Source organism: Snuella lapsa (assembly GCF_039539345.1).
Lineage (GTDB): Bacteria > Bacteroidota > Bacteroidia > Flavobacteriales > Flavobacteriaceae > Snuella > Snuella lapsa.
This window is the reverse complement of record NZ_BAABCY010000079.1, coordinates 1-21,474: the sequence shown is the minus strand read 5'-3', so window position 1 is coordinate 21,474 and position 21,474 is coordinate 1. Positions and strand designations below refer to the sequence as shown.

The following is a 21,474-nucleotide window of genomic DNA, read 5'->3' as shown; positions in this document are numbered from 1 at the left end:
CTGAATTTAGTTTGCTATTATCAATGGTAAAAAGAGTTGCCTAGCAGAGCAACTCTTTTTTATTTAATACATTACATGTTTCAATTAGAGCTTCCGTTTAATGAATCACTTTTAAAGGGCTTATACTAAATGAGTATTTGTAAACTTTATTAGCTGGGATGGTATATTCTGGGTGTACAAGGCGCCCCCAGGAGGTATCTCCTCCAACCCCCATCTGTAAATAATCAATATTCCATTGTAACGTTTCTCCAATTTGTATATCGGCACCGTGCTTTTTTGTTACAGGAACCAGCCCGGATGCCGATTGTGAAGCATCCCCACTTTTAAAATCGATCACGTCCATATTAAATGGCCAAATGCTGCTGTTTAGAAGTGTTTTGTTACCTGTGACTCGCAAGGATAGATCTTTTGATGTTACTTCCATCCAACGGATATCGGTTTTGTTACCTGTTTCCTGCGGACGTGGATAACGATGAAATTGTGAGTTGCTTTTCGCTGAATACAGTCCAATTTTACTGCCTGTTTTCCGATCCCAATAACTTTCTTCAGGCCCTTGGCCATACCAAGAAACCGTTTCAAAATCTTTTGGTAATGTCATGTACATCCCTAGCCTTGGAATATTGGGTAAGCCTTCCTGTTTGGGAGCGAATTTAAAATCCACCTGTATTGTACCGTTGGGAGTCAGAATGTAATTCACTTTGATGTCTGCGTTAACATCGGGTAGCTTATATGCGACTGTATAACTGATACCATTTTCTTTTTGATGGGGCTTGGATAACAAAGTAGCCGAATAGTTATAGGTGGCATTTTGCCATATTTTGGCCCATTGCTGCATGTTGTTTCCCAGGTCATTATCCGTAGGGGGACGCCAAAAATTTGGACGTATAGGTTGATCCGTAATTTTTATGTGATTAACTGTCCAGGAGGTTATTTCCCCCGTTTGGGCATCAATGTGCAATTGCGTTATGTCGTTTTTAATTTCTATGATTGATGCAGACATCGTAACGACTAAATTACCAACCTCCGATACCGACTTTTCTTTTTTTCCTTTTTGAAGTATAAATTGATCCCAGGCAATTTCATGATCTTTAGGTAGTAGCTTTGTCGTTGTTTTTTGTAGCAAGCTAAACTCTATAATATATTCCGACTGAGGGTTTAAAGCTTCAGGGATATCTTTAATCGAATAGTTGATCGTTTTCTGAGGAGGGATGCTTGAAATTTCAACAGTTCCCTTCTTTACAATCTTACCGTTTTCCAGCAATTTCCATAGTACGGATTTGTCTGAGAGGTCTTCAAAGAAATTCTTGTTTTTTATTTGAAGAAGACCGTATTTCATAGTAGGAGTGAAATAGAATTGTACCGGTTCATACACTTTTTTTACCTCAGACAGATGGGGATGCGGATTCCTGTAAGGGTCCACCAGACCATTGTTTAAAAAATTCCCGTCAGAAGGTAAATCGGGGTGATAATCCTGTCCGTATGCTAAATAAGGTTTTCCACTGGCATCTTTATATTCCAAAGCCTGATCGACCCAGTCCCATATATAACCACCCTGGAGGTTGGCGTAGGTTTCAATAATATCCCAGTAATCCTGTAAATTTCCAACCGAATTCCCCATAGCATGAGCATATTCTATCATAATGGAAGGCTTGTCTGAGTTAGATTTACCATGTTGTATAAGGTATTCCGGTTTGGGGTACATGGGACAATAAATGTCGGTATAGTCCTCTTTTTCGGCAGGTTCGTATTGCACGATACGATTGTTGTCATGTGTTTTTAACCAGTCGTAAGTCGACTTAAAAACAGCTCCTGTGCCAGCTTCGTTGCCTAGGGACCAAGCGTAAATGGAAGGGTGGTTTCTGTCACGGTAAAACATACGTTGGGTACGTGCCATGTGAGCTGGTAACCAACTCATTTCATTACCTATTTGGGTGTTTTTGTCTATAGCTAACGGATGACTTTCTATATTGGCTTCGTCAATGACATAAAGCCCGTAAGTGTCACAAAGATCCAGCCAGTAAGGATTGTTTGGGTAGTGGGAACTACGTACAGCATTGATATTGTTTTGTTTCATCAAGGTAATGTCCTTTAACATGGATGCTTTTGAAACCACATGCCCGGTAAAGGGGTCGGTTTCATGTCGATCCACACCGCGAATGTAAACGGCTTTACCGTTAATCAGAACCTGACTGTTTTTTATCTCCACGCGTTTAAAGCCAAGTGGTCTTTCAATGAATTGATTATTATTCGGGTTGTTTGTGTCATTTAACCATATCTTCAGTGTGTATAGGTTAGGGGTTTCAGCCGTCCATTGTTTTACGGATTTGATGAGGCTTTCCGAAATGTATTCCGAGCTGCTGTTTGAAGCTATTTCAATGGTTTCCGAAGCTTTGAAAACGGATCGTCCGGTATCTGAAATCTCAACATTTATAGTTCTTCTGGTGGGTTGTTCTGAGTTGTTTTTAATGGAGACTATACTTTTGAAAATCCCATCGGTATAGGTGTCATCCAAATTCGTATAGCCATAATAATCCGACACATATACTTTAGGTTGGGTATATAGATATACATCGCGTTCTATACCACTCATGCGAAGCATATCTTGACTTTCCAAATAGCTGGCATCGCTCCAGCGAAACATTTGTAAAGCTATAAGGTTATTGCCTTCGTGTAAGTAATTGGTAATATTGAATTCGGCTGGCGTCTTACTGCCTTGGGAATACCCAACATAAGTGCCGTTAACATAGACGTACATAGCCGATTTAGCGGCTTCAAATTTTAGGATGACATCTTCGGATAAAAAGGCGTTGTCCAGTACTATTTCCTTTCTATAGGTTCCCACTGGATTGTAATCTGCTGGAGCATCGGGCCATTGGGTTGTGAACGGGTAGCGCTCGTCTAGATAAATAGGGTGGTCGTAGCCATAGATCTCCCAGTTTCCTGGTACAGGAATGGTATCCCAATGGCTATCGTCAAAATGGGGATTTTGAAAAGTGGTCGGACGTAGCCCGGGATCTTTTACAAAATGAAATTTCCAAGGACCATTTAAGCTTATAAAACGTTTTGATTCCTCTTTTTGAAATAGTGTGTCCGTTTCAAAACCAAAAAAAGTAGCTCGGGGAGGTAGCTTGTGGTCTTCAAATATTTTGTGATTGTAATGAAATGCTTGTTTAGGAACAGCTTTCAATGGTTGTTCGCTACAGCCAATCAGTGTCATTAAAAAAATGCTTAACAGGATATATTTAGAGGTCATATGCTTACAATTAAAAAGAGTTCATAAAATCTTCGTTAAAAATTTTGCTTAAGTAGAATATCAATTCTTTGGCTTGTGCTTTACTGAAAATAATAGGCGGTTTTATCTTTAACACATTGTAATCGGGACCATCGGTACTCATTAAAATGCCATGGTCTTTCATGCGGTTGGCAAGATAATCGGTATGGTCTGGTAACGGATTCATGTGTTGGTCGACCAATTCAATGCCCAAAAAGAGGCCCTGACCGCGAACATCGCCTATAATCGGGAATCGTTTGGCCAGTTCTTTTAATTCAGCTTTTAAGAATTCACCGACTTTTAAGGCATTGTTTTGAAGGTTTTCGCGCTTTACCGTCCTTAAAACTTCGGCTCCAATAGCGCAGGATACGGGGTTACCACCAAAGGTGTTGAAGTATTCCATGCCATTTGCAAAGGCATTGGCGACCTCCTGAGTACAGGCTACAGCAGCTAAGGGATGCCCGTTACCTAAAGGTTTGCCAATAGTAACAATATCGGGGATGACGTTATGAAGCTGAAAGCCCCAGAACGTTTTTCCCACTCTGCCGCATCCCACCTGTACTTCATCTGAAATACATAGCCCTCCAACTTCTCGAACAGCCTGATAGGCTTTTTCCAGAAAACCTGTAGGTAGTTCTATTTGCCCGCCACAGCTTATAATAGGTTCGATAATAAAAGCACCGACACCACGCCCTTTTTTATGAATGGTATCGATTTGTTTCTGAACCTCTTGAGCATAGTGTTCACCGGCATTTGCTCCCCTGTATTTGCCTCTAAAAGCATCGGGTAAGGGAAAAATATGTGTGTGTTCCGGCGCACCGCTGCCGCCTTTGCCATCAAATTTATAAGAACTGATATCAATACACATATTGGAATTACCATGATAGCCCACCTCGGAAGCAATGATATCACTTTGCCCCGTGGCAGCTTTTACCATACGGATAGCCAGTTCATTAGCTTCGCTGCCCGAATTCACAAAATGTAGTACACTGAGCTCCTGAGGAAGTGTGGCCAATAATTCTTCTGCCAGGGTATTGATATTATCGTGTAAATAGCGCGAATTGGTATTTAACAGGCCCATTTGATCCTGTCCAGCCTTAACCACGGCAGGATGCTCGTGTCCAACATGTGCTACATTGTTAACAGTATCTAGGTATCGTTTGCCGTTTTGATCTATTAAAAAAGCTCCATCACCACGAACCATTTTTATAGGCACTTTGTATTGCAGACTTAAACTTTTTCCAAGGTGTTGTTTCCGATAGAGAATCAAATCCTCATTTGACACAGATGTATGCTTTTGAAGTGCATTCGATTTAAAGAGTAAGTTAGGATCGGGACACAGACTTTTCCATATACCTATTTGTCTATGGTAGGCCACGCCAGGAAAGTCCGTTTCATAATTTAGCATAGACAGCAATACCTGAAAATGCAAATGTGGCACCCAATTGCCATTTTCTTCAGAGGAGCCTAATGTGGCTATTTTATCCCCTTTTTTAATAACATCGCCCACTTTATGCTGCGTAATACTGGCTATTGCGTTATGACCATACAGGGTAAAGAAAGTGATCCCTTCAATATCGTGTTTTAAGATGATTAGTCCCCCATAGCCTTTATTACCAGCACCGTTAACAGCAGTTACTACTGTGCCGTCAAATATGGCATGCACGGGTGTGTGTGCTGGTAGCCAGAAATCAACACCCAGGTGAATGGTTCTGTACTCTTTGCCGTAATTTCCCGTTTTTTCGTATTCGGATGTGTCATATAAAGGACGTGGCTCCAAATAACCACCGGCAATGATCTTTTCGGGATATTGATTTTGAAGCTGGTTGATCTTAAACTCAAAGCGGGTCAGGTCATTGAACGCTTCCCGGTGGCCAATCCATTTACTGGAGACGCTTAGATCGATAGGGTGAATACCGGTTTTTTGTATGGACGGGAAAAGATCCGAAAGGTTAAAGTGTTGTCTTAAAGCCCATTTTTCGAATGCCTTTTCGTTTGGATGTGCTGTAAATCCGCAGGCATGCCTGAAACTGTAATGCGCAAAATCCGAGCTAATGGTTTGCCATTTTTTAAGAAGTTCCCAGGCAGGTTTTTCACTAATTAAAAGGTATTCGTTGTCCGGTTCTTTAATCTTATTGATAGCCGATTTAGTTACCGAAATAACCAATCGCATGGCTATGGCCTGATACAAATGGGCCAGTTCTTCCTCCTGTAGTGGGAACGCTTTGTGATACCCTTTTACAATGGGTAAAGCCGCTTCCAACGGATCATTATGATGCATAATGGTATAGGCGCAGGCAATGGCCAAATCGTTGATGATTTGAGTGTGTATGGCATCACCGTAATCAATGGCTGCTTTTACTTTTGGGGACAGTAAATCGGTTGAAACGATGACATTATTATCATTAGCATCGTTATGCACTATGGCTTTTCGGAGTTTTGAGTAGCTAGGCTGAATGGCTTCAAACAGTTGTTGGAAGTAGATTATCGTATTTTTATCATGTGTATTAAATACGTCCAAATGTGCTTTAGTCCAGAGCGACTGAGCAATATCCCATTCAAAATCTCGATGCGCCATTTTATGGTCAAATCCCTGAAGTGCCTTTGTAAGCTCACCGCAGGTTTCACCCAAACTAAAACGCAAGGTATCTAATTGAGGGTTCACACTACTCCAAACACGTCCGTCCACCCAGGTAAGCAGTCGTATATGGCGCATATTTCCAAGCGTGTCTGTTATTTTGGAAATGGCGTGACCGTGCTTGTCTTTAATAACCTTAGGTGTTGTTAAACTGGAATCATAAGATGCAACATGTTGCAGTAATTGTTGCTGGAAATCCAGATAATTTTCATCTGCTTCGGGACGGGATATTTTTAAGATATAACCTTCTTCATGATCCACTTTAACTCTAAAGTTAAAATCGACTTCTCCCGGAAGTTCCGATGCTTTTCCTTTAATATTAAAACACTCGAAAAGGATCTTTTCGGCTTGCTGAACTGTTATTTTTATGTGATTGTAATTCATTGTTCGTTTGTTAATAGCATGATAATATGAGCAGCGCTCCAACTAAAATTTTCAGCATTTAAACCTTCCCCTGTTATCGGGTGGTAATTTTCTCTGATAGACGGACCGGGTTCCATAATACCGGAAGCGCCTTTTAAAATTTGAATGGTAGCACTATCGGCTTCCGCTTTAAAACCATAATTAAGTAGACCTTTAACACCAAAATAAGCCTGGTCCAGCCAATTGGGACCACGCCAATAGCCTTTTAACGGGTTGAACTTGGGATGGTCGGCACTCATAGTTTGGAACGGGACTTTTGTATAAAACTTCGTTGGATCCATCATTTTATTTTTTACAGCTTTAGCCTGCTCCTGTGTCGCAGCATGAGCCCATAAAGCAGTCCATCCCTCGCTACCTTCACCTTTTATAAATTGAGTCCCTTTAAGGTTGGTGTCGTAAAACCAACCGTCTTCAGGATCGTAAAACTGCTGCTGGATTTTCAACTTTAATGTTTGGGCATCGGCTTTAAATTGATCTGCCTCCACTTTATTTCCTATAGCTTCAGCTAAAGTTACGAGAAATAACTTTTCGGCGTAGAGGTAGGCATTTAAATCAATGCTTTCCTGATCTAAAGAATATGCATCTTCAGTATTTTTTAGAATGCTTGAATTGTCGAACCGAATGGCATTATCCATGCCGCTTTCCCACTTGGCTGCTATTAATGTGCCATCTGTAGAACCATATTCACACAAGCTATCTTGGTCATGATCCCGCTTTTTATACCACCAGGTATGGTACTTTTTTAATTTGGGATACATCGATCTGATAAAGCTTGTATCAGTATCTCTTTTAAAAATTTGGGTCACAGCCCAAGCTGCCAGTGGTGGTTTGGTGTCTCTGTAATTGTGCTTTTCAATAAGGGTATCCCTATAAATGCAATCAACAATAAAACCATCTTCCTTTTGATAGTCAAACATGGCACGTATTTGGTCTTTAGCTAGTTGGGTATCATAATAGGATAAGCCGACAGCATGTTTCCAACTGTCCCAGGACCAGAAGCCATTAAACCATTCATAATGATAACTAGGGAATAGTCCGGCATGTTTTAATTCACCAGCAGGAATGCGCCAATTGTTCTGCAATGTAATATAGGCTTTGGTCAAGGCTTTTGTATAAACGCTATCTTTAAATAGGGCTTTTCTGTTTTTTATCAGTTGACTTAGTTGTGCGTTCTTTTCCGACTTTCGGGCATTTAAAACGGAATCAAAATTGATTGATGTAATGCGTCTTTTTTCTTTTTCCCAGTTATATTCAGGAAAGATAAAGGTATGTGATACCACCGTTTTTTTAGATGCTCTGGGACTTAGCATATAAGTCTGGTTGTTTGTCTGATAAGAAACGCTGTCTTTAGCAAAAACAGCGTTTAATTCATTTACGAACATTATATAACCCATAGCCTTACTTTTTGTTGACTGCAACTTAATGTGATCATTTTCAAGTGTTAGATGAATGCCTGTGTTATATAAATCTCCCGTAAAGCCAGAATTCACATTAACAGGGCTATCGGATAGATTTGTAATGATGGTTTGTTGTAATACGGTGTGTCCGGATAGAAAAACCAATTGCTGTTCAACCCTTAAGGTTTTGTCCTCATAGGTCTGTTCCAAATGACTGGCGTAGCTGTTTTGACTTACCAGGTTGTTTTTCCAATCGACTATAGCGTTGTTGTCAGGTCCGTAACTAAGATGGAGTTGTGATAAGCTAGGGGTAAGCCATGTGCCGTTATCCTGAGTCATTAAGAAAGGCCCGGAGAACCCACAGGAATTAGAGGTGCTGTCATGCAAACTATAAGCAAACCATGCGCCCTGGTCGGAGAACATCAATCCGGATCTGTCCTGTGCGTGTTTTGGAGAAATCCGATAATTTAAAATATGATTTGACGTTGCAAGATATTCAAGCGGATGAGGTTTGTTGTTTTGGTGGTTAGATTTAGAGCAGTTTAATAAACCTAAAAATAATATAATTACAAGTATGCATTTGTTGTCCATGATCAAAATGGGATTAAATCTCGATAACAATTTGAGGTACCTTATTTAATGAAATAAGCATCTCTCTTTGATAAAAAGTGAAGTAAAATTGCAACTAAAGGAAAAAGGAGTTGCTTCGTATTTGGACGGGGGCAATGTACAAATTTTTTTTTACTTTTTTAAATAAGGGATTTTGATATGATGGAATTCTGAATTTTTATCATTAATATTATTCTTAACTTTTAGTTAACTTTGATACATTATTTGAATATTTTGGATTCTAATTCTGTTTTACAGGAAATACAAAAGAAAAATCGTTTTGTCTTCAAAAAGCTTTTCGATGAGCTCTACCAGGATATGGTAAGTTATGCTATGGGGTATCTTTTCGATAAAGGAAATAGTGAGGACATCGTTCAGGATATTTTTGTATATCTCTGGGAAAGATCTGAATCTATCAATATCGAGTCTTCACTAAAAGGATATCTGTTTGTAATGGTTAGAAATAAGTGTTTAAACCATTTGAAATCCATCAAAATAACAGATCATGCAAATGTACTGGCTATGGGTACTATACTTGATGAAGCCTATGATCTGGAAGGTTTTTCGGCGGAAGACAAATCAATAATTTACAATCAGGTTCTTAAAATTATTGAAACCTTACCAGGTAAAATGAAACAGATTGTAAAGCTACGATTTATAGATAACTATAAATATGCTGAAATAGCAGACGAAACCGGAGTATCTGTCAATACGGTTAAAACACAACTTAAAAGAGCCAAAGAGAAGATTACACATTCTTTAGTGTCAGTTGTTGTTTTGTTGCTGTCTAGTCAATAATAGGGCTTCTTTTTTATTGAATTGACATTTTTTTCTAATTAAAATTATTTTTTTTAAATTTTTTTGTCACCCATTTTGTTTATCTGTTGTCGTATTGATATACGGTCGGTTAAATTGGATTGATATTATGGAGTTTAAACTCATCCTAAAGAAAATAAATAAAACGCTCACAGAAGAAGAAACCTTAATTTTTGATGCATGGTTTTCTGAAAGTGAAACGCATAGAGAATACTTTTATAAGGTGCAGGAGCACTATTTGACAGCTCCTGATACAGTGGATATTCAAAAAGGGTGGGGTGAAGTTTCTTCTAAGATTGCCCCGAAGTCAAATAAGGCGGGATATTGGAAATATGCAGCAGCTATTGCGGCAGTTTTACTTTTAGGGATTTTTGTTTTTGTTCAAAAGCCAGAACATCCAGTTGAGGTTACCCCGGAAGTTGTAGAAACAAATGCCATTGAAATCGGTACGGATAAAGCAACCCTGACCTTAGAAGACGGATCGCATATTGTACTCGAAAAAGGTGCTTCTTTTAAGGGAGAAAACCTTACCAGTAATGGCGAACACATTGTTTATAATACGACACCTAAAAGTGCCGAAGTAGATAAACCAGTTGCTTATAATGTGTTAACAATACCGCGAGGGGGACAGTTTTTTATAACCCTTTCCGATGGTACTAAGGTCTGGTTGAATTCGGATTCGCAGTTAAGATATCCGGTTACATTTGCTAGCAATAAACCAAGACACGTGGAGTTGGTTTATGGTGAAGCCTATTTTGATGTGTCTCCCAGTCTTGAACATAATAATACCCATTTTATAGTTAATACCCATGAGCAGGATATCGATGTCCTGGGAACAGAGTTTAATGTTAAGGCTTACAGGGAAGATCCTGTTATAGCGACAACGCTGGTTGAAGGTAAGGTGTTGGTTACGAGTGCTGACGTTTCGGAACAATTGGTGCCGGGGCAACAATCAAGATTGCATATTGGAACCGATCAAATCGATATTTCAGAAGTGAATGTATCCGATGTGATATCCTGGAAAGATGGCTTTTTTAGCTTTAAGGATAAACCTTTAAAGGAGATAATGCTAGTGCTTTCGCGTTGGTATGATATAGAAGTCTTTATGGAAAATGAGGCTGCGGGAGATATTAAGTTCAACGGCGTATTCAATAAAAAGCAACATATAGAGAACATTTTAAAAATTATAGAAAACACACATGAAGTAAAATTTGAAACTAAAGGAAAAACAGTCAAAGTCAAGTAAAAAAAGGGAATGAAGTTTAGATCTGGACAATTTAGAACTTCATCCCCAAGGATTATTAATTATTTCTAACTAATACTAACAAATTTATGAAAACTAAATTTATTGAGGTACCTATAGGGTATAGAAAAAAACTTTTAATTACGGTTATGAGAGCTTTTATTTTTTTATGCTGTATGGCGACCTTTGGATTGGGATCCAATAACGGATTTTCCCAAAACACAAAAATAATTATTAAAGCCGATGCAGAACTCACAGTAGAAGAAGTATTCGATCTTATAAAGGAACAAACCGACCATCCCTTTATTTATAGATCGGACTTATTTGTTAATGCACCAAAAGTGCGTGTGAAGAAGGGGAAGATTGATGCAGGCGATTTACTGAGAAAAAGCCTGTCTTTTGGTGATTTTGAATACAGATTCTCCGAAGATGGCTCCATTCTTTTGAATAAAAAAGAAGCTACGCCGATCGGGCAAATACAGCAAGTTACTGTAACTGGTTTGGTTTCCGATACCTATGGAAATCCGTTACCGGGCGCTACGGTAACCGTAAAAGGCGATGAAACAAAAGGAACCCAAACAGATTTTGACGGTAACTATTCTATTGAGGTTTCCGGTACTCAGGTGGTTTTGGTTTTTAGGTTTTTGGGCTTCGTTACTAAAGAGGTGCCTGTAGGTAACCAAACTAAAATTGATGTTGTTCTGGAGGAAGATGCTCAGAGTTTAGCCGAAGTGGTATTGGTTGGATATGGTACCCAAAAAAGAGAAGAAGTAACAGCCGCCATTACATCCGTAGACGTATCAGAAATTCAAAAAATACCTACTGCCGATATTGCTACATCCTTACAAGGTCAGGTAGCGGGAGTCAATGTAGCCGTGGCTTCCGGAGCTCCTGGGAGTGATCCGGTAATTCGCGTTAGAGGTTTGGGAACTATTGGAAATAACAATCCGTTATTCGTAATCGATGGTATTCCCGGAGACTTGTCGTATGTGAATCCTGCCGATATCGCAAACATCAGTATTTTAAAAGATGCATCAGCAGCCACAATTTATGGATCCAGGGCTTCCAATGGGGTTGTTATTGTAACAACCAAGCGCGGAACAAAAGGCGATCCCAAAGTAACTGTCAACTCTTATATAAGCACACATGCCATTACAAATAATCTATCTGTTGCTAATAGAAGTCAGCATGATCAGATAAAACTGGAAGCTTATAGCAATGCAGGTGTGACTCCAGCCCCATATTTAACCAATGGGATGGCATATGCGGATTCTGATTGGGTTGGTGCTTACTTAAATAATGCTTTCGAGCAAAAACATGACATAGGTATATCTGGAGGTTCCGACAAAATGACCTATAATTTTTCTGGGGGTTATTTTGAGAATACAGGAACCGTTATAAATACTGGTTTCGATAGACTAAACACGCGCTTGAATATGGATTTTAAACTTTTAGACGGTAAACTAAAAGTATCTCCCGGAATTGGTTACACCAGGGAAAATAAACGTGATATTTTTGAACCTATTGGAGGAGGAAATGCCAGTTTTTCACCGTTTTTAAGTATTTATTCGCAATTACCCCATAAATCCATTTACGATCCTAATTCAGTAAATGGGTTTGCCACACCGGCAGATGGATTGGGGTCTGAAAACCCTATAGGGGTTGGTGAATTGACAGATCGTACCAATCAGGATGATTACTTGCAGTTTAATTTGTCAACTACTTTGGAGATAATGGACGGTTTAACTTATCAATTCCAATACGGTGCCAACGTGGAGAATACGCATTTTTCATTTTTCTTGCCAACCTATAATTTTGGTCCTCAGTCAACTAACGAAGACCCGTATTTAACAGAAACAAGATCAAGAACCAACGATTGGACGTTGAACAATACTTTGAACTATCGCAAGGCCTTTGGGAATCATGATTTGGATATTTTGTTGGGCGTGTCTCGAGAAAAGAGTGAATTCAGATCGGTAGGTGGATCCAATAATACACTGGCATCAGACCAGTTGTTGGCGCTTAGCGCCGGTATTGGTGACGAGTCGGCTTTTGGGTTTAATTCAACCAATACCTTACAGTCGTATTTTGGACGTTTAAATTACGATTACAATAACCGGTATTATATCCAAACAAGTGTAAGACGCGATGGTTCCTCTCGTTTTGGTGCCGATAATAAGTATGGGACATTCTATTCATTGTCGTTGGGTTGGGCTTTACATAATGAGAATTTCTTTAATTCAGGTTTAGTAAGTCAGTTAAAACCGAGATTTAGTTATGGTACGTTAGGGAATCAGCTTATCGGAGAACATTTATTTTTAGCCCGCATTGGTTCCGGAGGACAACAGTTAAATTATCCGTTTGGAGAAGGTGTAAGTCAAAATGTGTTGGTAGGTGCTATAGCCAATTCATTACCAACACCGGATATTCAGTGGGAAGAAACAGCGACCACCAATATTGGTGTGGATTTAGGGATGCTTGATAACCGTATTAAAGCCACCTTTGATTACTTCATGTCCAAAACAACCGATATGCTGGTGTCTGTGCCTATTCCAGCAAGCTCTGGAATCACCTCATTTCCATTAACCAATGGTGGGAATCTTGAAAATCAAGGTTGGGGGCTGTCAGCCTCGTACAGTAGTAATCAGGATAAAGAATTTACATTCGATATCAGTGCCAACATAAGCCACTCTAAAAATAAAGTGACCAAACTAGGTATTGCGGACGAATCGTTTACAGATGGTTTTATAGAGTTTAATAACTTCCCGACTACGCGTACCGAAGTAGGAGGCGAAATAGGTCGTTTTTATTTATTTCAGGCTGATGGCATTTTTCAAAGTCAGGCGGAGGTCGATGCGCATGGTATCCAACCCGATGCCGCTCCGGGCGACATAAGATTTGTGGATATAAATGGCGACGGTGTTTTAGGAGATGATGACAAAAAGTATATGGGAAGCGGATTGCCCGATTTTGAATACGGAATCACATTTAATGCCAGGTATAAAAACTTTGACGTCAGTGTGTTTTTCCAGGGAACGCAGGGGAATGAAATTTATAACGGTGTGAGGATGTGGTTGTACAGAACCGATCGTAATAATATGTCTTCCGACCTGTTAAATGCCTGGACACCTGAAAATTCCGGAAGTACTATTCCAAGAAATGTTTTTGGAGATCCTAATAATAATATTCGTCCATCAAGCTACTTTTTAGAGGATGGCTCTTATTTGAGGCTAAAGAATATCCAGATCGGATATACAATACCGGAAGGTGTCACATCTAAAGTGAAACTTTCAAGAGCCAGAGTTTATATTACAGCCAATAACTTGTTTACAATTACCAACTATTCAGGGTTCGATCCGGGACTTGGTAATGGAGGTACATTTACAAGAGGGGTAGATAGAGGGTTTTACCCGTTAACCAAATCATTCATTTTTGGTGTTAATCTATCTATGTAATTAAGCATTAATTTAAAAAATAATAAGATGAAAAAAATCAATTATATAATACTCGCGATTCTATTTTTTGGGTTTGCAAATTCATGTAGTGATAACTTTATTGATGTCGAAAATAAAGAGGTATTAACAGAAGAAAGTTTTTGGCAAACTGAAGACCACGCTTTGCAGGCCTTGACAGCCGCCTATGCTGCAATGCAGGGCGCCGATGGAAGTAAGTGGACCTTTTTTGAAGAGATGTATACCTCTATGGCATACCGGGGAGATGATGTAACGAACAATACGGCAGAAACCTATGGACGCTCTCTGGCCAGTTTTTCTAATACAACAGAAGAAAGCGGACCTTTTAATATTTGGAAAGCCTGCTATGCTGGTATAGGCAGAGCCAATCAAATATTGCAGAAAGTGCCGGAAATGGAAGCCCTTTCGGAAGCTACTAAAAAAGGATTGGTTGCAGAAGCCAAGTTTTTGAGAGCCTATTACTATTTCTGGTTGGTAACTGGTTTTGAAAATGTACCACTTGTTACAACATTCAGCGGCGAACTGGATAATTTATTCCCGCAGCAAGCTGCTGCTTCGGCCGTGTGGGGACAGATTGAAACAGACCTGTCTGAATCAGAGACCGATTTGCCGATGGAGTATGCATCCGAGTGGAAAGGAAGAGCTACCAAAGGAGCTGCCAAAGCTTTGCTCGGTAAAGTCTATTTGTTCCAGGAAAAATGGGGACCGGCAGAAACGAAGCTGGCCGAAGTAACAGGAATGGGGTATGAATTACTTCCAAACTATGCCGATAACTTTAACGGGAATGCCGAAAATGGATTGGAAAGTATTTTCGAAATTCAATTTTCAGGAGACAGATCCAATGGGAATGATGAGCGTCAAGTGTTTAACTTTCAGGTGTCACCGTATGCCTTTGGTGGATGGGAGTTGTTTTATCCGTCACAATGGCTGGTAGATGAAATGAAAACAGATGTAGATGCTTCCGGAGATCCTAGTGAGCGTGTTTACGAAAGTATTTTCTTCGACGATCCTAATTCTGAAATGTACAACATGGATGCTGGTGAGAATCAGTCATACAGCGATGTGGCAGATGCCTTAAATCACCCTAAATACTTTAAGAAATATTCATGGAACGCCGATGAGAATTTTTATAATGGAACCAACATTTCCGTAATTCGCTATGCCGATGTATTGCTCATGTATGCCGAAGCATTGAATGAGAACGATAAAACCATGTTGGCGATCGATCAGGTTAATTTGGTTAGAGCTAGGGGAGGAGCCGTTCCTTTGGGAAGTATGACTAAAGAAGCATTGAGAACACAGATTAGACACCACGAGCGCCCTGTGGAACTGGCTATGGAATTTGGTATACGTTGGTTTGACCTGTACAGATGGCAACGAGGCAGTACTGCTACCGAGTCTATAAAAACCACTTTAGAAGATCATAATAAACCGTTTGCAGAGAATTTTCAGGAGAAACACATTGTGTTTCCAATTCCGTTGCAGGAAATTAATATAAATGCTAATCTGGAACAAAATACAGGTTGGTAAGTTACTTTAATAGTAATATTTGATTAGTTTTTTTAAGTGGATCACCTAAAGATGAAAAACGTCTTTAGGTGATTTCTGCTTCTTTTTAAATGTGTTCAGTTATGACCTTTGTTCAATACCTTCAAGTTTGTATAATCAGTATAATGATGCTGTCATGTCGCGATAATGTTGTCATGAAACCGAATGCTACAGCTCCAGTATCAGAAACTTTGTTTACTCAGTTGTCTGCATTGCAAACTGGTATCGATTTTGTGAATGAGATACCAGAAAGTAGTGTGATGAATAGCATGGTCTATGAGTATTTTTATAATGGAGGAGGAGTGGCCATTGGTGATATCAATAACGATGGCTTACAGGATGTTTATTTTACATCAAACTTAAAGGAGAACAGGCTATACCTGAATAAAGGGCGTTTTAAGTTTGAAGATGTCACCGAAAAGGCTAAGGTAAAGGGAAGCTTTGGCTGGACTACGGGAGTAACTATGGTAGATATAAATGCCGATGGATGGTTGGATATTTACGTATGCAAATCGGGGAAAGGAAAAGCAGAGAACCGACAAAACGAACTGTTTATTAATAACAAGAATGCCTCCTTTACCGAAGCAGCTAAAGATTATGGTTTGAATTTTTCAGGATATAGTACGCAGGCCGCTTTTTTTGATTTTGATAAAGATGGCGATCTGGATATGTTTCTGTTAAATCATAATGTAAGCCCAGTAAGCACAAATAACCCTGAAGATTATAAAATGCGGGAAGATGACATGGTTGGAGATAAACTATACCGTAATGATAACGGGAAGTTTATCGATATTTCCAAACAAGCAGGTATTATAGAAAATGCTTTGGGTTTTGGGTTGGGAGTTTCTATTGGTGATTTAAATCAAGATGGTTGGCCGGATATTTATGTGGCAAATGATTATATAGAACAGGATTATCTGTATTACAATAATGGTGATGGTACATTTAAAGAGTCGTTAAAGACCTCGGTAGGACACGTTTCTAATTTTTCAATGGGAACCGATATAGCTGATATTAATAATGATGGTATGCTGGATGTGATGACCCTGGATATGGTGGCCGAAGATAATTATGGAATTAAAACAAGTATGAGTGGTATGAATCCAAAGGTGTTTAATCATGCCGTCAACAATGGGTTTCATTACCAGTATATGTATAATACCCTTCAGTTAAATGCTGGACAAGAAAAGTTTAGTGATGTGGCACAAATGGCGGGTGTTTCCAATACCGATTGGAGCTGGGCGCCTCTTTTTGCCGACTTTGATAATGATGGATTCAAGGATCTGTTTGTTAGTAATGGTCTTAAGCGCGATTTTAGAAACAACGATTTCAGAAAATATAAGCTGAAGCGTTTGGAGCAAGCGCATAAAAATGGAGAGAAATTGGCGGTTGTTATAGAAGAACTAGTAAAGAAAACACCCCAAAGAAAGACTAAGAACTATTTTTTTAAAAATAAAGGAGAGCTCACGTTTACAAAAAAAAGCGAAGCATGGGGAGTGACCGATGCAACGTTCTCCAATGGCGCTGCCTATGCCGATCTGGATAATGATGGTGACCTGGATCTGGTAATCAATAATATTGATGAGGCAGCCACCGTGCTAAGAAATAATTCAAACAAAAATTACCTCCAGTTTAAGTTAAACGGATCGGCTAAAAACCCGTATGGTATTGGTGCAAGGGTAGAAATACGTTTTGAAGGAAAACAACAGGTTATCGAAAATTATGTGACACGGGGATATCAGTCCGCAGTGCAGCCCTGGGTTCACTTTGGACTGGGGGATGTAGAACAGGTTGACACCGTAATGGTTACTTGGACAGATGGTAAAACCCAGGTTTTAGATCATGTAAAAGCCAATCATATAATGTCCCTGAACTATCAGGATGCAACAGATAAGTCATATCGGGATGAAAAAATAGTATCCCCACACTTTAAAAACGTTACGGAAGTTTCTAAAGTTGATTACGTGCATATAGAAAATGATTATGATGATTTTGAGAAGGAGAGTTTACTGCCCCATAAAATGTCGCAGTTCGGGCCGGCACTGGCTGTAGGCGATATTAATAAAGATGGACTGGAAGATTTTTATGTTGGAGGTGCCAAAGGGCATACAGCTGCTTTATATATTCAAAAAGAAAATGGGGCGTTTGAAATATCTAATACAGCAATTTGGAAGCAGGATAGCAGTTTTGAAGACATTGCAGCCGTTTTTTTTGATGCCGATAACGATGCCGATTTGGACTTATATGTTGTAAGCGGTGGTAATGAATGGCCGGAAAAACATGCCATGTATCAAGATCGTTTGTACATTAATAATAAGGGGGTTTTTAAAAAGGAAAATGTTAGATTACCTAAAATAGAGTCCAGCGGAAGTTGTGTAAAACCATTTGATTATGATGGCGATGGCGATTTGGATCTGTTTGTGGGAAGCAGGTTGCTACCCCAAAAATATCCGTACCCTGGAAAAAGTTACCTCTTGCAAAACAATGCCGGGCACTTCAAAGATGTGACCCGGGAGGTCATTCCCGAAGTGGAATATTTAGGCTTGGTTACCGATGCGGTTTGGGTCGACTTCGATAACGATGCACAAAAAGAGCTTGTTGTGGTTGGAGAATGGATGCCAATAACTGTTTTTAAACAACAGTCAGGTACTTTCAGGATTCAAAAAGACGTATTTGCTAACACAAACGGATGGTGGAACTGCATCAAAGAAGCAGATCTGGATAACGATGGCGATATGGACTTTGTAGTGGGTAACCTGGGATTGAATTACAAATACAAGGCCAGTCCAGAGGCGCCGTTTGAAGTATTTTCAAAAGATTTTGATGCCAATGGAACAAACGACATCGTATTAGGGTATTACAATCAAGGGGACTTATTTCCTTTGCGGGGACGCGAATGCTCATCCAATCAAATGCCCTTTATAAAAGAGAAATTCCCAACCTACGATAGCTTTGGAAGTGCCAGACTTATTGAAGTCTATGGCGATAAGCATTTGGAGGATGCACTGCATTTAAAGGCCTTTGCCTTTGCTTCAGTGTGTTTGGAAAATTTAGGAAACGGGCGTTTTAAGACAAGAAATTTACCAAACCAGGTACAGATCTCATCAATAAATGATATGTATATAAAAGATGTCGATGGCGATTCACTTAAGGACATTGTTGTTGTGGGTAATTTGTATCATTCGGAGGTAGAAACTCCTCGTAATGATGCCAGTTTCGGTCACTTATTAAAAAATAACGGACAGTTTGGTTTTACTGCTATTCCTGCTTTGGAAAGTGGTATTTTAATTGACGGACAGGTCAATGTAATACAACCCGTAAAAGGGGTTTCGAAAGAGAAGGTAATCTTAGCAAGAAACAATAAATCTTTACAGGTTATTGAAAGCAACGATTGATTGTTCTAAATTAAATAAGCTGATATCCTTTGGTTTTATACTCCAAAAAGTTATTCCCGATCGGGACAACGAACTACTCTATAATCTCTCAAAACACTAAATAAGATGTGAATAATTACATCTAACCAAAAAACAATAAAAAATTACTAAATGAAAAACGTTTTGATTTTGGGTGCGGGAATGGTTGTCAAGCCAATAGCACATTATTTATTAGATAACAATATACAGGTAACCCTGGCAAGCAGGACTAAAGCAAAGGCAGAAAAGGTGTTGGAAGGCTATAGTCAAGGTAAGGCGGTTACATGGACGGTGGATCAATTAGATGTTCTGGATACGTTAATTGAAGCGCATGATCTAATTGTGAGTTTATTACCCTATACCCATCATGTAACTATTGCAAAAAAATGTATCGCTCACAAAAAGAATATGTTGACGACCTCTTATGTGTCTCCCAAGATGAAAGCGTTGGATGCAGAGGCAAAAGAAGCCGGTATTCTGATCCTGAATGAAATAGGTGTTGATCCCGGTTATGACCACATGACGGCAATGAAAATTATAGACGAGGTGCATGCCGAGGGAGGAAAAGTGGATGCGTTTTATTCGTTGTGCGGGGCGCTTTGCGCTCCAGAAGCGTCTAACAATCCCTTTCGATATAAATTTTCATGGTCGCCAAAAGGCGTTGTTATGGCAAGTAATAATAACGCAAAGTATCTTAAAGATGGTAAAATTGTTCATATAGATACATCAGATCTATTTAAAGATCCACTAGTAATTGATTTCCCTGAAGTTGAAGAAATGCATGTGTATCCTAATCGCGATTCACTATCCTATATTGACGTTTACGGTATCCCTGAGGTTAGTACAATGTACAGGGGGACGTTTCGCTATAAGAATTGGTGTGCAGGACTGGATTTGTTAAAGGCACTTTCGTTAACCAGTTACGACGTATTGGAACTAAAAGGAAAAACCTATGCACAAGTGACCGCCGAACAAAACGGGTTTAACAGGGAAGGTCTTGAAAACGAAATAAAGAATAAATTCGGTATCGATGCAGAGCATGCAGGTTTAAAAGCTATTAAATGGTTAGGTGTATTGGACGAGATACCCGTACCTCTGGAAAGTGGTTCTACATTCGATTTGGTATCCGATCTCATGATAGAAAAAATGATGATGGATGCCACAGAAAGGGATATGGTCATTATGCAACATATATTTAATATAACAAATGCCGATGGTAGCCGCGAAACCATTGTGGCAAGGATGCTGGATTATGGAAACCAATCGTATACCGCTATAGCCAGAACTGTTGCTTTACCGGCAGCTATAGCAGTTAAAATGATCCTTGACGGAACTATTAGCGAAACAGGTGTGCATATACCCATTCAAAAAGCTATTTATCAACCTGTTTTAATCGCATTGGAAACCTATGGAATTACCATGACAGAAAGTAAGGAGCCTATGTAAATGTATTTGTTCTTTATAAATCCATTACCTTTATTAGCTGTCTTAAAATTGTTTGTGTAAATTTTATAGAAATAAACTTGATTTATAATATTGAGAACTCAAACGAAGATAATCGTACAATAACATTTTTATATGTGTTCTTGATACAAATGCAAAATTTAGGGAAAACATTATGGCAAGAATAACGTGTTTTGGAGAGGTGTTATGGGATGTATTCCCAACACATAAGAAAATAGGAGGCGCCCCGTTAAATGTAGCTAGCAGGTTGCAATCGTTTGGACATGATGTAACCATGGTTAGCGCTATTGGTCGGGATAAGAATGGAACCAAAATCATGCAGTATCTTAAAGATAGAGACGTCAATACAGGATGCATTCAGGTGCACGACGAATTTAAGACCGGAAAGGTTAAGGTGATGCTTAACGAAAAAGGATCTGCGTCGTACGATATCAAGTATCCAAGGGCTTGGGATAAAATTAGATTAACTGAAATAAATAAAAAAGTGGTAGAAAGCTCCGATGCCTTTGTTTATGGAAGCCTTGTTGCAAGGGACGATAGTTCTAAGAATACGTTATATGAACTTATAAAGCGGGCAAAATATAAAATTTTCGATTTAAATTTAAGACCGCCCTACTATACTAAGGAAGTACTATTCCACTTAATGGAAGCGGCAGATTTTATAAAGTTTAATGATGATGAACTTTATGAGGTAAGTAAATATATGGGATCCAGATATAACTCTTTGGAACAAAATATAAGGTACATTGCAGAGAGAACAAACACCAAACATGTTTGTGTTACCAAAGGGGAGCATGGCGCAGTGCTACTGTACAATGGTAAATTCTATTATAATAGCGGCTATTTAATAAAGGTTGTGGATACCGTAGGGGCCGGAGATTCCTTTTTGGCATCACTTGTAAGTCAGCTATTAAATAAAGAACACCCTCAAAAAGCAATTGATTTTGCTTGTGCTGTTGGTGCCCTAGTAGCTCAGAGTGAAGGAGCTAATCCAGAATTGTCAGATACAGAGATTACAACATTTATAGCCCCTTATTAAAAGATCTTAAGTTTTTCTGGATTTATAATAAGGAGCGGTTAAATGTTTAAAAAGTTAATAAGTTGAGGCAGGGCAATTTCATTTAAAAAATTAGGGAATTGATTTAGATAATAATTATCTTTCCCAAGTCTAAGTTTTCT

10 protein-coding genes are annotated in these 21,474 nt (G+C 39.1%); 7 read left to right on the top strand and 3 right to left on the bottom strand.

Going from position 1 to position 21,474, the window contains the following annotated elements; all coding sequences use genetic code 11:
• Positions 1-97: 97 nt before the first annotated feature.
• From ABD792_RS15125 to ABD792_RS15115, 3 genes are read right to left on the bottom strand one after another with little or no spacing between them, the layout of a single operon-like run.
• Positions 98-3,217 carry a glycoside hydrolase family 2 TIM barrel-domain containing protein gene (locus ABD792_RS15125; protein WP_345007136.1) on the bottom strand — a complete coding sequence of 1,040 codons (3,120 nt, stop codon included), beginning with the start codon at positions 3,215-3,217 and terminating at the stop codon, positions 98-100.
• A 46-nt stretch (positions 3,218-3,263) separates the two neighbouring features.
• Positions 3,264-6,293 (bottom strand): aminotransferase class III-fold pyridoxal phosphate-dependent enzyme, encoded by a 3,030-nt coding sequence (locus ABD792_RS15120; protein WP_345007135.1) that lies wholly within the window; start codon positions 6,291-6,293, stop codon positions 3,264-3,266.
• Complete coding sequence (locus tag ABD792_RS15115) at positions 6,290-8,320, bottom strand: MGH1-like glycoside hydrolase domain-containing protein (protein WP_345007134.1); 2,031 nt, start codon at positions 8,318-8,320, stop codon at positions 6,290-6,292. Before ABD792_RS15115 ends, ABD792_RS15120 begins: the two co-directional genes overlap by 4 nt.
• A 231-nt stretch (positions 8,321-8,551) precedes the next feature.
• Between ABD792_RS15115 and ABD792_RS15110 the strand changes: the two genes are divergently transcribed.
• From ABD792_RS15110 to ABD792_RS15080, 7 genes are all read left to right on the top strand, one after another.
• Positions 8,552-9,136, top strand: coding sequence for an RNA polymerase sigma-70 factor (locus ABD792_RS15110; protein ID WP_345007133.1), 585 nt, complete (start codon positions 8,552-8,554; stop codon positions 9,134-9,136).
• Positions 9,137-9,263: 127 nt separating this feature from the next.
• A complete protein-coding gene (locus ABD792_RS15105) occupies positions 9,264-10,400 on the top strand; it encodes a FecR family protein (protein ID WP_345007132.1) in 1,137 nt (378 codons plus the stop codon).
• 86 nt (positions 10,401-10,486) lie between these two features.
• Positions 10,487-13,852, top strand: coding sequence for a SusC/RagA family TonB-linked outer membrane protein (locus tag ABD792_RS15100; RefSeq protein WP_345007131.1), 3,366 nt, complete (start codon positions 10,487-10,489; stop codon positions 13,850-13,852).
• 27 nt (positions 13,853-13,879) lie between these two features.
• Positions 13,880-15,400 carry a RagB/SusD family nutrient uptake outer membrane protein gene (locus ABD792_RS15095; RefSeq protein ID WP_345007130.1) on the top strand — a complete coding sequence of 507 codons (1,521 nt, stop codon included), beginning with the start codon at positions 13,880-13,882 and terminating at the stop codon, positions 15,398-15,400.
• Between the two features lie 101 nt (positions 15,401-15,501).
• Positions 15,502-18,813, top strand: coding sequence for a VCBS repeat-containing protein (locus ABD792_RS15090; protein WP_345007129.1), 3,312 nt, complete (start codon positions 15,502-15,504; stop codon positions 18,811-18,813).
• A gap of 150 nt (positions 18,814-18,963) precedes the next feature.
• A complete protein-coding gene (locus ABD792_RS15085; protein ID WP_345007128.1) occupies positions 18,964-20,277 on the top strand; it encodes a saccharopine dehydrogenase C-terminal domain-containing protein in 1,314 nt (437 codons plus the stop codon).
• Positions 20,278-20,449: 172 nt separating this feature from the next.
• Positions 20,450-21,334 (top strand): carbohydrate kinase family protein, encoded by an 885-nt coding sequence (locus ABD792_RS15080; protein WP_345007126.1) that lies wholly within the window; start codon positions 20,450-20,452, stop codon positions 21,332-21,334.
• Positions 21,335-21,474: the final 140 nt, after the last annotated feature.